The following is a 14,300-nucleotide window of genomic DNA, read 5'->3' as shown; positions in this document are numbered from 1 at the left end:
CTCTAATACCGCCACGCCGACCGGTCCCATCCACGCTGGAGCCCTATCATGCAAAGCCCACCCCATGACCCCGGCAGTGCCCTGGCCATCCGAACCCAATATCGCCAGTCGCAAAGTCGTGCCGCACGCCTGCGCCTGCTGTTGGGCACCGGCCATGAACTGACGCAATTGCCCCTGTCGGCGATGCGCCAGCGCGCAGTGCAACGAGCGTGCGCATTCATGGCCATGGATCATGGCCTGCTGCTGGAGTGGGCAGCGGACACCACGTTTCGCACCATCGCCAGCCATGGCAGCCAAGAACGGCTCGATCTGCTTGCCAACCTGGCTCAGCCGCCGTCAGCCGAGCCACAATGGCTGGAGTACCCTGGCAGCGCCCTGCCCCAGGTCTTGCGCGTTCCGTTGCGTGGCTCCGACGGTGTGGTGTTCGGGGCTTTATTGCTGGGCAACGGCGTAGCCCTCGGCACGCCGGACAACGAGGATATTGAGTCACTGCAATTGCTGGCGACCCTGCTGGCTGCCCATCTGGAAAACAGTCGTCTGCTCGAAGCGTTGCAGGCCCGCGAACGCACCATGTCCGAGCTGGTCCATCGACTGTTCAGCGCCCAGGAAGACGAACGCAAGCGTGTGGCCTACGACCTGCATGATGGCCTGGCACAGAACCTGGCCGGCCTGCATCAGCGCCTGCAGGGGTTCGCCGGTCGCTGCCCGCCTCTGCCGCCGGCCCTGGCGAACGACTTGCAGGCCATCCTCGATCTCGCCCGGGGTTGTGTCGGCGAAGGCCGGCAGTTGATCGGCGGTCTGCGTCCCCATGCGCTGGATGACTTCGGTCTGTACAAAGCCGTCGACAAGGAAGCCGACCGCCTGCGGGATGCAGGCCTGTCGGTGGACTGGGCCGAGCACAGCGCCGCTCGCCTGCCGGGCAACACCGAAATCGCCTTGTTCCGCATTGCCCAGGAAGGCATCAACAACATTCTCAAGCACGCCCGGGCCAGCCATGTACGCCTGGGATTGATGGTGAGCGACGACCGGGCCTCGCTGCGGGTCGAAGACAATGGCCGTGGTTTTGCTCTGGAACAACCCATCGAGACCAATGGCACCTGCCATCTGGGCCTGGCGGCCATGCAGGAACGTGCCAGCCTGCTGGGCGGCCACCTGAGCTGTTTCAGCCAGCCCGATGGTGGCACCCGTTTGCTGGCCAGCGTCCCCCTACCCACCCACGGAACACACTCATGACGTCCCCTTTACGCCTGCTTTTGGCCGATGATCACGAAGTGACCCGCACCGGTTTTATCAGCATGCTCGCCGGCAGCCCGGGGTTCGAAGTCGTCGGCCAGGCCAGCGACGGCCAGGAAGCCCTCGATCTGTGCGAGCGGCTGCAACCGGACATCGCCATTCTCGACATTCGCATGCCGGTGCTCAATGGTCTGGGGGCGGCGCGTATCCTGCAGCAGCGCCAGCCGGGGATCAAAGTGGTGATCTTCACCATGGACGACAGCCCTGATCACCTTGAAGCCGCCATCGGCGCGGGCGCGGTCGGTTATCTGCTCAAGGATGCCAGCCGCGATGAAGTGCTGGACGCCCTCAAACGGGTCGCCCAGGGCGAAGAGGCCCTGAACAGTTCGGTCAGTGCGCGCCTGCTGCGGCGCATGGCCGAGCGCGGTGCCAGTGGCGCTACCCCGGTCCAGGCCCTGACAGCCCGCGAGCGCCAGGTGTTGGGGCTGGTGGCCGGCGGCTTCAGCAACCGTGAAATCGGCGAAAAACTCGGCATCGCCCCCGGCACCGCCAAGGCCCACGTGGAGCGCGTCATCGGCAAGTTGGGAGCCGCCGATCGAACCCAGGCCGCCGTGCGCGGTGTTGCCCTGGGGTTGGTGGCACAACCCAGCGGGCAATGGCCATGAGATTCCTCGCCGCCCGCCGCTGGGCCAACCTGCCATTGCGGGGCAAGGCATTGGTGGTCATTTCCCTGCCCCTGGTGGTGCTGTTGCTGTCGCTGGTGCTGATCTACATCACCGAACGCCAGACCGCCCGGGCCGAAGAAGACGTGCGCCGGGTGCTGCTGGTCCAGGGCGATATCCAGACGGTGCATACCCTGCTGGCCGAAGCCGCAGCCAGCGTGCGCGGTTACCTGCTGACCCGGCGCGAAGACTTCCTGCCCAGCTACGAACAGGCCACGCCGCTGATCAAGGCCGCGTTGCAACGGTTGGACCACAACATCCGCGACGCCCGGATGCGCGAGCGCCTCAAGACCATCACCCCACTGATCGCAGAAAAACTCGATGGGCTGGATGCCTTGCGCAACGGCAAGGCCGATGACACAGCGGCCATCACGACGATTCTGATCGAAAACAAACACGTCCTGGACGTGCTGCGCGAGCAGATCAACGCCATGCGTATACGTGAGGACGCCCTGCTCGCCGACCGCAGTGCCGCCGCCTCGGCCACGCGCATGCGCCTGTTGTTCGCCACGCTACTGGCGGCGCTGTGCGGGCTGCTTGGCGCCATCGTGGCGGTGCTGTTCCTGTCCAAGGGCATTGTCGCCCGCGTGCAACAGGTGCAAGGCAACGCTCAGCGCCTGGCCTTGGGTCAACCGTTGTTGCCGCAACCGCCGGAGCAGGACGAAATCGGCCAGTTGGGCACTCGTCTGGTAGAGGCCGGGCAGTTGCTTGCCGAACGCGAGCGGGCTCTGCGGGACAACGAAGAACGCTTGCGACTGATCATCGATGGGGTGAAGGACTACGGCATCTTTGCGCTGGACGCCCAAGGCCATGTCATTACCTGGAACGCCGGCGCCGAGCGGATCAAGGGTTACACCGAACAGGAAATCCTCGGCCGGCATTTTTCGTTGTTCTATCTGAGCGAAGAATGCCCGGCGCACCCGGACATGGCGCTGCACGAAGCCGCCCGTGACGGTCATTACATGGAAGAAGGCTGGCGCTGTCGCAAGGACGGCAGCCGCTTCTGGGCCAGTGTGGTCATCACTGCCCAGTACGACAGTACCGGCACCCTGCGCGGGTTTTCCAAGATTACCCGCGACATCACTGACCGCCGCGCCGCCGAGATCGCCCTGCGCACCGCCCGTGAAGAAGCCGAAAGCGCCAGCCGCGCCAAGAGCGAATTTCTTTCGCGCATGAGCCACGAACTGCGCACACCCCTGAACGCCATACTCGGCTTCGCGCAACTGCTGGACATGGACTCCAGCGCCGGCCAGCGCCCACAGGTCAGTCACATCCTGCGCGCCGGCCAGCATCTGCTGGCATTGATCAACGAGGTGCTGGACATTGCCCGGATCGAGGCCGGTCGTCTGCCGCTGAACATTGAGCCGATTGCCTTGACGACGGTGTTGCATGAAGCCCTGACGCTGGTTTCCCCCATGGCGGCCGACGCCGGGATTCAGTTAGCCGAGCTGGCGCCGCTACCCGACAGCAGCGGTGTGCTGGCCGACCGTCAACGCCTGGTGCAGGTGCTGCTCAATCTGTTGTCCAACGCCATCAAGTACAACCGGCCCGGCGGTGAAGTGCGCATTGAAGTGACGGCCCAGGGGCCGCGAGTCAGCATTGCCGTCAGCGACACCGGGCATGGCATTGCCCCTGAGCAGCTTGACCGGTTGTTCAAGCCGTTCGAGCGCCTGGGTGCCGATCCACAGGTCGAGGGCACCGGTCTTGGGCTGTCCTTGAGCAAGAGCCTGCTGGAAATGATGCAAGGCAGCCTGCAGGTCCACAGCGAGCCGGGGCAAGGTTGTTGTTTTACCCTGCAATTGCCCGGTGCCCGGGTGGAACACGCCCGCTTGCCCCCCATCGTCGCGCTGAAGGCACCGCGTCCGTCAGTCGAATATCACGGCAAGATACTGTGCATCGAAGACAACCTGTCGAGCCTGGCGCTGATCGAGACCCTGATGCAGCGACGTCCGGGTATTCAACTGCTGTCGAGCATGCAAGGCCAGTTGGGCCTGGACTTGGCTCGCCAGCACGCCCCGCAGTTGATCCTGCTGGACGTGACCCTGCCGGACCTGACAGGCCTGGAGGTGCTGCGCCGCTTGCGTCAATCGGCGGCTACGGCGTCCACACCGGTACTGATGATCACCGCCGATGCCAGCGACCTGACCCACCGTGCCCTGCACGAAGCCGGGGCCACAGCGATCCTGACCAAACCCATTCATATCCAGGCCTTTCTCGGCCACCTTGAACGTTATTTACCGGAGCCCGCATGAATCGCGATTTGCGCATCCTGATCGTTGACGATCAGCGCCCCAACCTGGACCTGATGGAGCAGTTGCTGGCTCGCGAAGGGCTGCACAACGTACTGAGCAGCACCGAGCCTTTGCGCACCCTCGACCTGTTCAACAGTTTTGAGCCTGACCTGGTGATCCTGGACCTGCACATGCCGGCATTCGATGGCTTCGCCGTGCTGGAGCAGCTCAACCGGCGCATCCCGGCAAACGACTACCTGCCGATCCTGGTGCTGACCGCCGACGCCACCCGCGACACCCGCCTGCGCGCCCTGGCGCTGGGCGCCCGGGACTTCATCAGCAAACCCCTGGATGCGCTGGAAACCATGCTACGCATCTGGAATCTGCTGGAAACACGGGCGCTCTATAAGGCGTTGCGCGAGCTGGTTCCATCGCAGCAGATCGAACTGTTGCGCCAGCACCGGCCGGCCGCCGGCGCGGTTTAGTCCGATTACGCCGGGCCGCAACAGGCTCGGGTTCTATTCGATGCGGTAGTGAAAGGTATTGCGCACCGCCGGCACTGTCACGGCCTGGCCGTCGACGATCCGCGGCTGATAACGGAAGGTCTGGGCCGCAGTCAGCGAGGGTCGGATGAATAACGGATGGCAGCCGTCCAGCACCTTGGGGTTGTCGATTCGCCCGTCCGGCTTGACGCTGTACTCCACCGTGCAATCGCCTTCCAGCCCTTTGTCCAAAGCCCGTTGCGGATAATCCGGAGCCTCTTTGCTCAGAGGTTGATAGTGGCGACTGTCGGCGGCGGCCAGACGCGCCTGTTCGGCTTGGCGTTGCCGGGCGAGCGCCTGGGCCTGTTGAGCCGCTTGGCGCTGTCGTTCGGCGGCCTGTTGCTCGGCTTCCTGCTGACGTCGCTGGTTCTCCTGACGCTCGCGCTGCTGCTGGGCCTGTTGCTCGGCCTGCTGCTCGCGCTTTTGCTCCTCGACCCGTTTGCGCGCCAGGGTTGCCTGCTCCAGTTTCTGCGCTTGGAGCCTTGGATCAACCGCAGGTTTGCTCGGCGCCGGGCGTGGCGCTTGCACGGGAGCCGGCGTGGCTTCGACCGGTTCCGGGGCGACCTCTGCCACGGCGGTCGGCGCAGGCGCTTCAGGCACCGGCAGCGGTGGCAACATCACCAATTGCGTGCGCAGCACCCGGGGCGCTTCGACGGTCGGTTTCTCTACGGTCCAGCCCAGCACCAGCAATGCCGCGACAACCGCGTGCAAGGCCACGGCGAGTCCCGCTGCCAGACTTTTCCTCCAGAAACCGGTGCCGACCAGCGCCGGAAAAACCCGGGATGGACTGTGCATGATCATCGCCGTCATCGGGGTGCCTCGGTCACCAGGCCAAGGTTGCTCACTCCGCCCTGCTGCAAGGCGGCCATGGCGGCCACGACACGACCGTAGTCGGCGTGGTCGTCGGCACGGATATACACCTGGGTATCGCTGCGCTCGGCGACAACCTGGGCCACTTTGGCGCGCATCTGATCCAGGTCCACGGCGCTGTCGGTCTGGCTTTGGGTGTCCAGTTCAGCACCCAGGTTCCAGTAGTAACCGCCCTCGGCCTTAACAGACAGGGTCAGGATCTGTTGGCGGCTATCGTTGGCCAATGCCTGGCTGGCGACCTTGGGCAGCTCGATTTTCACGCCTTGGGTCAGCATGGGTGCCGTGACCATGAAGATCACCAGCAGCACCAGCATCACATCGATGTAAGGCACCACGTTCATTTCGGCCTTGGGCCCGTGCTTGCGTTGCGGCTTGACTAGCATCTGCCCTCTCCTCTCAAGCGGCCGCGGCCAGGTTCACCGGAGCGCCGTGCAGCTTGCGATGCAGGCGTGCCTGCAGCTCGTTGCCGAACGCGTAGTAGCGTGTCAGCAAGGTCTGGCCGCGGGCGGAAAAGCGGTTGTAGGCGATCACCGCGGGAATCGCCGCGAACAGGCCGATGGCGGTGGCGATCAACGCCTCGGCGATGCCCGGCGCCACGGTGGAGAGGCTGGCCTGTTGCACCTGGGACAACCCCAGGAAGGCATTCATGATCCCCCAGACCGTGCCGAACAAACCGATGTAAGGGCTGACCGAACCGACCGTGGCGAGAAACTGCAAGCCTTTCTCCAACTGCACCTCCTGCTCGCTGATTGCCACTTGCAGCGAACGCTCCACCCCTTCAAGCACCACCTGTGGGCTGCCGGAGGGCACGTTGAGCTGGGTGAAAGCCTGGAAGCCGGCGTGAAAGATCGGCTCCACGCCGCCCTCTTCCTCGCGCACCTGGGCGGTCTCGCGCAACAGCGCTGGCAAATCACTGGTGCTGCGAAAACGCTGCATGAAACCCTTGAACTGGCGCTCGGTGCGGCGCAGCACGGTGCTGCGCTGGATGATCAGGTACCAGCTCAGCAGCGAGGCCAGCAGCAGTGTGAGCATGACGGCCTTGACCAGAAGACTCGCATCGCTGATCAGGCCCCAGATTGTCATATGTTCCAGCGTGGCTTGCATGGGTAGAGCTCCTGTCTGGCTGCTATTCGATGAAATGTTCATGACCGGTTGATGACAGCGCCGCTCAAGGCAGGCGCAAGGCTTTAGCGACTTCGTTCCAGGGCACGAACTTGAAGTTCTGGGTCTGCTCGGGCATCCGTTTGCGGCCGTCCTGGACCACCAGCATGCCGTCGCTCCAGGGACCGCCAAGGTTGGCCGAAGTGACTTCCAGGCCATCGGTTTCCGAGGCGCCGTCGATGCCCGCGGCGCCGTTCAGGCCGACACGGAACGCACCGCGCACGGCATAAGGCGGTTCGGCATCAAGTAGCACATAGCTGTCGTTGCCCTGGCTTGAGATCACCAGGTAATCGTGGCCGGCGCCTTGGTACAGGGCGATGCCCTCGACGTCGGCATGCAACTGAGGTCCGACCTTGATCACGTTGTCCAATGTCGCCGGCCGGTCGGCCCGGGCATCCACCGCCCAGACTCCGACGTCTTCTTCACCGAGAAACAGCCGCTGGCGCCGGTCATCGGCGACGCACCCTTCAGGCTGGCTGTCGACGCTGAACTGGCGCACCAACTGCCCTTTCACCACGCCGTCCGGGGCGCTGAGGCGGTACTGCAAATAGCGCCCGTCCTTGCCATTGGCGAAGGCATACAGTTCGCCCTCAACCGGCTGGAACAGGCAGATGCCGTAGATTTCCTTGAGTGGCGTGGGGATCTCGCCGGCCTCGCGCAGTTCGCCGCTGACCCGGTCGATGCTGAACAGGCTGAGGCTGTTGCGGTCGCGGTTGCTGGCGACTGCCAGATCGACGGTTTGCGTACCCAGCTTGAAGTTGCCGCGCACATCGACGTTGTTGAGGCGGCCCACCGCCAGCTCCTGCAGCAGCTTGCCGTGCAGGTCATACGTCAGCAGGCCTTGCTTCTTGTTAGTGCCCAGCACCCGGCTCAAGGCTGGCGTCGTGGGATGAACCCAGATCGCCGGATCATCCGCCGCGTCGCCCTGGCGCGCCACCGGCTCGCTCTGGCCAATGGCAGCCACTGTAGGCAGCACCGGCGGCAGGGACACAGGGGTGGGTTGCCAATTGATTTGGCCCTGATACAGGCGTGCGCTGTCATCGTCGCGCAACAACAGTTCAAGGCCGTTTTTCGTCGCCCGTACCGCCAGATTTTCCGGCTCGTTCAGGCCCGGCAGCGCCAGACGGGCTGTCGAGGTCCAGCCCTGGCCGTCTTGCTGATACAGATGCAGCTGTCGCGCTTGTGGGTCCAGGCCCAGCAACCCGCCTGGTAACGCCGCCAGGTCCCCAGCGGCCTGCTGGATGTCACCGAACGGCGTGCGCATCGCCACGGGTACACGCACGGCATCGGCCTCGGAGGATGCCGGGTAGGCCCACCAGCCGACTTGTTCCTCGTTGACGAACAGTTGATTGGCGCTGTCTTGCACCTGACAGGTCTGGGCATCGGGCGGCAGTGGCAAGCCGCGTACGCGCTGTGCACTGGCGCTCAGGTGCTCGCCGTTGCCCACCAGCCATTGCTCCCCCTTGCCTTCTTCACCCACCAGAAACACAAACAGGTTGCTCGCTTCATCGCGGTACAGGCACAGCCCGTTCACCGGGAAATCTCGCGCAGGAAGGTACAGCGGCGTCCCCCACTGACGTTCATCCGGATCGAGGCTGACCAACAGTGCTTGCTGACGAGTGCTGTCGAGGCTGGCCACCAGAACGTTCGCCCCGAGGGCACGGCTGTCGAGACCTTCGAAGGAGCCCTCCAGGCGTGACAGTTCGCGGCCTTGGGCATCCAGCAACAGCAAGCCTTCACGGGCGCTGGCCAGTCGTTCGCTGGTCCAATGGCCGGGCACGAATCCCAGGGCATTGATCGAGCGTTCCTGTGCCTGAGGCCAGGGTTGCAGCTTCAGGGTTGGGGAAGCCGCCAACGCTGGAACACTTGCCAGGCTGATGAGCATTGCCAACAGGTACTGCTTGGGTAAAAACAAAGCTGTGTTCAACGGAAAAATCCTTGTCATTGAGCCGGGTTCAAACGGGTCTTTTGTCCACCTGCAGGGCGAGGGGATTTTTCCCCTCGCCCTGACGGATCGGCGTCGCGATCTAGAAATGGGTGAAGGTCAGCCCCAGCTTGTAGGTCGGGCCGTATTCTTCGTATTGACCGTTGTAGGCGCGGTGGCCGGTGTAGACGAAATACGACTCGTCGGTGAGGTTCTGGGCTTCCAGGCTCACTTGCAGGTTTTTGGTCAGGGAGTAGCGGGCGCTGAAGTCGACAAAGGTCTGGGCGTCAACGTGCAGGTCATGGTCGCGGTCGCTGATGGACGCCAGCTCATACAGGTAGGCCGACTTGTAATTGGCCGACAGGCGCAAGCTCAGCTTGTCGTTTTCCCAGCCCAGCATCAGGTTACCCACGGTGTCCGACTGGTTCGGCAGGTCGATGCTGCGCTTGCGTTGTGTTCCGCTGGCCTGATCGAACCCTTCGATCTCGGCGTCCGAGCGACTGAAGGTGGTGTTGGCCCCCAGAAGCAATCCATTCCAGGGGGCTGGCAGCCAGTCGAATTTTTGTGAGTAGGCCAGTTCCAGGCCATAGAGCTTGGCGCTGTCACCATTGGCAAAGCTATGGGCTTCGGAGAAGTCGGCCCAGGCGCCCGTGCCCGCCAGGTCGGTGTTGTAGACGAAGTTCTTGATGTCTTTGTAGAACACGAAAGCCGACACAGTGCCGGCCCGACCCATGAAATGTTCAATGCCCAGGTCCAGGTTGCTCGACTCCAGGGGTTTGAGGTCCGGGTTGCCGAAGGTCGCCTCGTCATCGTCAATGACAAAACCCGGGGCCAGTTGCCCGAAGGTCGGACGCACCACGGACTTGGTCCAGGCCGCACGCACCTGGGTGTTCTTGTCCAGCTGATAACGCGCGTGCAGGCCCGGCAGCCAGTGGTGATATTTGCGCCGGGTTTGGGTGTCGGTGAACACGCCGTCGGTAACGCCGCTGCCTTTGGCTTCGAACTCCGTGCCTTCATAACGCATGCCGGCGATCAAGCGCCAATCGTCGATGTCCACCGTGTTCATCAGGTAGGCGGCGTTGATGTCTTCGCTCATCTGGAAGTCATTGACCCGCGACTCTTGCGCATCAAAGAAGGCGTCGCGGTCCAGACCACCCAACAATTGTTCAATGGCTCCGGCACTGATGCCTGGACCGTAACGGCCGAGACTGTAATCCACGTTGCCCTTCTGGAATTGTCCGAGGTTCAACTGCTCGTCGGTGAACCCCAGATCGTCGAAATCCTCATAGACCCAGGCGTCGAGGTCGTTGTCCTTGTCGCGGCGGCTGACTTTGCCGCCGAATTTGACCTGGGAGGCGTAGCCACTGACGTCATAGTCTCTGGCCAGGTCCAGGCGCAGGTTTTTCTCGGTGTCGGTGGTGTTCTGCTGTTCCCAGTCCACCTTGTCCAGGCTGAAGTTGGCCGGATCATAGAACCCCGAACCAATGATCGGCCGCGGCTTGTCGTTGCCGTAGAAGCCCCCCTCGAAACTATCGATGCCTTCGAATGTGGCACCGGCGATATGACCGGGGCTGTCCTCGCTGGACTTGCTGTAGCCGCCCTGGCCGCTGAGAGTCCAGAGACCGAACATGCGCTCCCCGCCCAGTACATAGGATTGGATCTCCTGGGTTTCTTCACGCTGCTTGATCTTGCGCTCGCCTTCTGCGGCACCCAGCTCGCCGGCCGCTTGTGGATCCTCGAAAGCCAGGCTGGCGGCATTGCGGGTTTCGCTGTCTTTGTAACGACTGTAAAGCGTGCGCAGGTAGTAGCTGCTCAGATCATCAGGCTTGTAGTCGAAGTTCAGCCCGCCGCCGGCGCGCTCCCGACGGATGTCATAGTCGCGTTGTTCGAACTCTTCCAGTCGTGAGCCTTGCTCGAAATCCCAGGCGCCGCCGGTTTCAACGTTGTCCGAGCCAAAATCGCGCTTCTGCCAGCTCAGCGCTGCTGCAACGCCGAAGTTATCGATGCCGTCGCCCAGGCTGAAACGGTCGCTGATAGCGCCAGAGAATTTCGGACTCGTCTGGCCGGTATTCTTGTCGTAGCTGGCTTCGCTGCTGCCGGTGTAGAACAAGCCCTTGTGGTCGAACGCCGAGAGGCTTTTCACGTCGACCGTGCCGCCCAGTGAGTTGGCGTCCATATCCGGCGTCAGGGTCTTGATCACCGACAGCGACTGCACCAGCTCCGCGGGCAGCACGTCCAGGGCAACGGCCCGGCGCTCGCTTTCCGGTGCCGGTACCAGCGTGCCGTTGATGGTCACGCTGTTGAGGTCTGGCCCCAGGCCCCGCACGCTGACAAAGCGACCTTCGCCCTGGTCACGTTCGACGCTGATGCCCGGCAGGCGCTGCACGGCTTCGGCGACGTTTTCATCGGGCAACTGCGCCACGCCGTCGGCATGCACCACGCTCTTGATGCTGTCGGCGCTGCGCTGCTCCTTCAGGGCCTGATCGATGCTGGCCGCCTGACCGACCACTTGGACGTGTTCAGTGGTCGTCTGCTCGGCAGCGCTCAGCCGTTCACTGGCAATGGCCATCGCCAACGCGGTGAACGTAAAACCGACGAGCCCGGCAGTGCTTGTGCGGTGATGCATGGTGATCTCCCCCAGGAATCCGAAAATCCGCCAGGCAACGGCCCGGCAACTGGGAGGGCACGCTAGGGGTGGGGGGTGACGGTTCTGTGACAGCGTTTGCCCGCAGGGCCTAAAACACACTGATGTGAGGGGGTTGGCGGACCAGAATGAGCTGAAATGACCTGTTTCCGAGTCGCACAGGCCTTCAGCAGCCGATCACTTTTTGCGAAACGTCGCTCCACACCGCTGTGGGAGCAAAGCTTGCTCGCGATGCAGGCGCCTCGATCCCCTGAAAAACCGCGTCGTCTTCGTCGCGAGCAAGCTTTGCTCCCACAAAATCCCCTCGCCACAATGAGATAAGGGCGATCTCATGCATAAAAATCCGGACAACCAATGAGCTGATTCGACCTCCCCACCCATTCACCCACCGTCACCGCACTGTCACATCCATCTGCTGTGCTGAGCCGCATTCCGCTTCTGGCAAAGGATTCCGGCCATGTTCTCCGTGCTGCGCCCGCACCGCCTCAAACTCGCCCTGCTTCTGCTGGCGGCCAACCTCGGGCTGATGCTCCACCTGGCCAACGGTGAGCTCAAACCGCTGAGTGAGTGGGTCTGGCTGGATATCCTTGGCGAAGGCGGCTCGGCCTTGCTGGCGCTGGTCTGGCTCGGCCTGGTGCTCAAGAGTCGCCCGGCCGGTCGGGTGACCAACTACCTCGTATGGGGCCTGGGTTGCATCTTTTTTTCCTGGTGGATCGACAGCCTCGACGAGTTCATCCGTTTGCCCGACAGCATCACCTGGGACCACTGGCTGGAGTCCGGGCCGATGCCGGTGGGCATGATTCTGCTGACCCTCGGCATCTATCACTGGCACCGGGAACAACTGGCGATCAACGGACAAATGGAGAAGCGTGAACGGTTGTTCCGCGAGCACCGCCTGTTCGACAAACTCACGCCGCTGGGAGGCGCGGACTTTTTCAGACATGAACTGACGAGCAGCCTGGAGGACAGCCGACGCCGCCAGCAGCCCTTGTCATTGCTGGCCCTGGACCTGGACAACTTCACCGCCATCAATCAGCGCTTCGGTCACGGCGAGGGTGATGCGGTGCTGCAAGCCGTCAGCCAGTTGCTGGTGCTGAACCTGCGCCGTCAGGATCTGCTTTGTCGCCTGGCCGGTGATCGCTTTGTGGTCCTGCTGCCCGACACAGGCGAGAGCCAGGCCCGGTATCTGGCCGCAGAACTGGCCCACGCGGTTGGCAGCCTGGCCCACAAGACCCGGCAACACGGCGAGCGCTTGCAACTAGCCGCCAGCACCGCCGTGGTGATGGCATTTGACGAGTCGCCGGAGGCCTTGCTCAAACGCCTCAACCTGACGCTGGCCCGATCCCGTTCCACGTTGAAAAGCGCCTGAGGCCGGCCCATGACCCTCAAGACCTGCTGGTATGAAACCGACAGCCGCTTCATTCCGGGGCACTATCAGCCTGCCGCGCTGATCGATCTGGCACTGTCGCGTGACATCGACAGCCACCGCCTGCTGCGTGGCACCGGGCTGTTCCACGACGATATCCTCGCTGGCCAGAGCCGCATCAGCCCGCAACAGTTTCTTGGCCTGATCGACAACAGCCGACGCCTGCTCGATGCCAGTGACAGCAGTTTCCTATTTGGCCAGCGGCTGCTGCCGGGGCATTACGGGCCAGCCAGCCATGCGCTACGCCACGCGCAGAATCTGCATCAGGCCCTGGAAACCCTGATTGACCAGCAAGCACTGCTCAGCCCCCTGGCCGCGCCGCGCCTGTTGTTGGACGAGCACTACGCCTACATCCATTGGCTGGACAGTTGCGGTGCGGATGAACAATGGCGCTTCATACTGGAAGCCAGCATGACTTCGATGGTTGCCATGAGTGCATGGCTGAGCGGCGAACGCCTGCCCTGGCAATGCAGCTTTCGCCATGAGGAGCCGCGTTACGTCGAACAGTACTGGGTGCACCTGGGTGAACAGACGCAATTCAATCGGCCGCTGGACCTGATGCGCCTGCCTCGCCACTGTCTGGCCCAGCCCTGGCCCAACGTGTCGGCCACCGCCGGCCAGGTGGCGCGGATCGAAGCCCGAGACCAACTCGATCAACTGGGTTTCGCGGCAAGCTTTCTGGACTGCGTCTACGACTACCTGCACAGCCATGTGCAGCAGACGCCCAGCCTGGAACAGATCGCCCAGGCTTTCGCCATGAGCCCGGCGACGCTCAAGCGCAAGCTGCACAAGCACCATACCGGGTTCCAGCAACAGGTGGACCGGGTGCACACCCATGTGGCGTTGTACTTGTACCAGGTCAAGGGGTTCAGCAACGAGGAAGTGGCGCAGTACCTGAACTTCAACGACACGGCGAATTTTCGCCGCTCGTTCAAGCGCTGGACCGGCAGTACGCCGAATCTGATCCGGCAGTTGCTGATGTTGGGGTGAGGAAATTTAGCGAAACTTCGCACCATTGTGGGAGCAAGGTTTGCTCCCACAGATAAATTCCCTGTGGGTTCAGTGCCCGCGAATGTAATGCTCCAGTTGCCGGATCAAATCCGCCTGCTCGACAATCGCCTCCTTCACCAGATCGCCAATGGACAACAACCCCATCAAATGGCCGTTATCCAGCACCGGCAAGTGCCGCAGGTGGCTATCGGTCATGACTTCCATGCAGCGGTCGATGCTCTGCTGGCTATCGGCGGTGACCACGGGAGCACTCATGACGGTGCGTACCGAAGTGCCCACCGAGGAGCGTCCTTGCAACACCAGCTTGCGCGCATAGTCGCGCTCACTGAACACGCCAACCACCTGACCGTGTTCGATCACCGGCAACGCGCCGACGTTTTTCTCGGCCATGATCTGCAGCGCTTCGAGCACGGTCTGCTCCGGCGCGATGCTGTGAACCTGCTGGTTCTGCACACTCTTGAGTCTTACCAGTTGAGCGGCTGTTTTCATTGTTGATTCCCAACTTCAGTTAATGGCAAGCCAATGCACATAAAATC

The 14,300-nt window shown here is 62.8% G+C and carries 12 protein-coding genes; 6 read left to right on the top strand and 6 right to left on the bottom strand.

Translation table 11 applies throughout. From position 1 onward, the window contains the following. Window positions 1-48: 48 nt before the first annotated feature. Genes AC3I65_RS11935 through AC3I65_RS11920 form a run of 4 tightly spaced genes read left to right on the top strand, consistent with a single transcriptional unit; the run spans window position 49 to window position 4,671 of the window. Window positions 49-1,233, top strand: coding sequence for a sensor histidine kinase (locus AC3I65_RS11935; protein ID WP_047226508.1), 1,185 nt, complete (start codon window positions 49-51; stop codon window positions 1,231-1,233). Continuing rightward, window positions 1,230-1,898, top strand: a complete 669-nt coding sequence (locus tag AC3I65_RS11930) for a response regulator (protein WP_047226509.1) — start codon at window positions 1,230-1,232, stop codon at window positions 1,896-1,898. Before AC3I65_RS11935 ends, AC3I65_RS11930 begins: the two co-directional genes overlap by 4 nt. Next, window positions 1,895-4,207, top strand: coding sequence for an ATP-binding protein (locus AC3I65_RS11925; protein WP_076384926.1), 2,313 nt, complete (start codon window positions 1,895-1,897; stop codon window positions 4,205-4,207). Before AC3I65_RS11930 ends, AC3I65_RS11925 begins: the two co-directional genes overlap by 4 nt. Further along, entirely contained in the window at window positions 4,204-4,671 is a 468-nt protein-coding gene (locus tag AC3I65_RS11920) for a response regulator (RefSeq protein ID WP_047226511.1), read from the top strand. Before AC3I65_RS11925 ends, AC3I65_RS11920 begins: the two co-directional genes overlap by 4 nt. A gap of 33 nt (window positions 4,672-4,704) precedes the next feature. Here the strand turns inward: AC3I65_RS11920 and AC3I65_RS11915 are convergent, their stop codons facing one another. The 5 genes from AC3I65_RS11915 to AC3I65_RS11895 all read right to left on the bottom strand — a co-directional run bounded on the left by AC3I65_RS11915 (window position 4,705) and on the right by AC3I65_RS11895 (window position 11,309). Then, window positions 4,705-5,538 carry a TonB family protein gene (locus AC3I65_RS11915; protein WP_419417005.1) on the bottom strand — a complete coding sequence of 278 codons (834 nt, stop codon included), beginning with the start codon at window positions 5,536-5,538 and terminating at the stop codon, window positions 4,705-4,707. Next, the gene (tolR, locus tag AC3I65_RS11910; protein WP_047226513.1) at window positions 5,535-5,981 is read right to left on the bottom strand and encodes a protein TolR; all 447 of its coding nucleotides are present in this window, start codon (window positions 5,979-5,981) and stop codon (window positions 5,535-5,537) included. The genes AC3I65_RS11915 and tolR overlap by 4 nt, the downstream gene beginning before the upstream one ends. Window positions 5,982-5,994: 13 nt before the next feature. Further along, a complete protein-coding gene (tolQ, locus tag AC3I65_RS11905; RefSeq protein ID WP_076384930.1) occupies window positions 5,995-6,702 on the bottom strand; it encodes a protein TolQ in 708 nt (235 codons plus the stop codon). Between the two features lie 64 nt (window positions 6,703-6,766). Beyond that, window positions 6,767-8,704, bottom strand: a complete 1,938-nt coding sequence (locus AC3I65_RS11900; protein ID WP_488523753.1) for a phytase — start codon at window positions 8,702-8,704, stop codon at window positions 6,767-6,769. Between the two features lie 82 nt (window positions 8,705-8,786). Next, entirely contained in the window at window positions 8,787-11,309 is a 2,523-nt protein-coding gene (locus AC3I65_RS11895; RefSeq protein ID WP_047226516.1) for a TonB-dependent receptor, read from the bottom strand. Between the two features lie 475 nt (window positions 11,310-11,784). Here AC3I65_RS11895 and AC3I65_RS11890 point away from each other — a divergent pair, with 475 nt between their 5' ends. Together AC3I65_RS11890 and AC3I65_RS11885 are read left to right on the top strand one after the other, a co-directional pair. Next, window positions 11,785-12,696: a GGDEF domain-containing protein gene (locus tag AC3I65_RS11890; protein WP_047226518.1), complete on the top strand. Its 912-nt coding sequence runs from the start codon at window positions 11,785-11,787 to the stop codon at window positions 12,694-12,696. Between the two features lie 9 nt (window positions 12,697-12,705). Then, window positions 12,706-13,743: an AraC family transcriptional regulator gene (locus AC3I65_RS11885; RefSeq protein WP_047226519.1), complete on the top strand. Its 1,038-nt coding sequence runs from the start codon at window positions 12,706-12,708 to the stop codon at window positions 13,741-13,743. A gap of 69 nt (window positions 13,744-13,812) precedes the next feature. On the opposite strand, the gene AC3I65_RS11880 is transcribed toward AC3I65_RS11885, so the two are convergent. Then, a complete protein-coding gene (locus AC3I65_RS11880) occupies window positions 13,813-14,253 on the bottom strand; it encodes a CBS domain-containing protein (RefSeq protein ID WP_488523752.1) in 441 nt (146 codons plus the stop codon). Window positions 14,254-14,300 lie beyond the last annotated feature (47 nt).

The organism is Pseudomonas sp. N-1-13, from assembly GCF_057787095.1.
The sequence above is the reverse complement of the archived record's forward strand: the minus strand, read 5'-3'. Positions and strand labels throughout refer to the sequence as shown.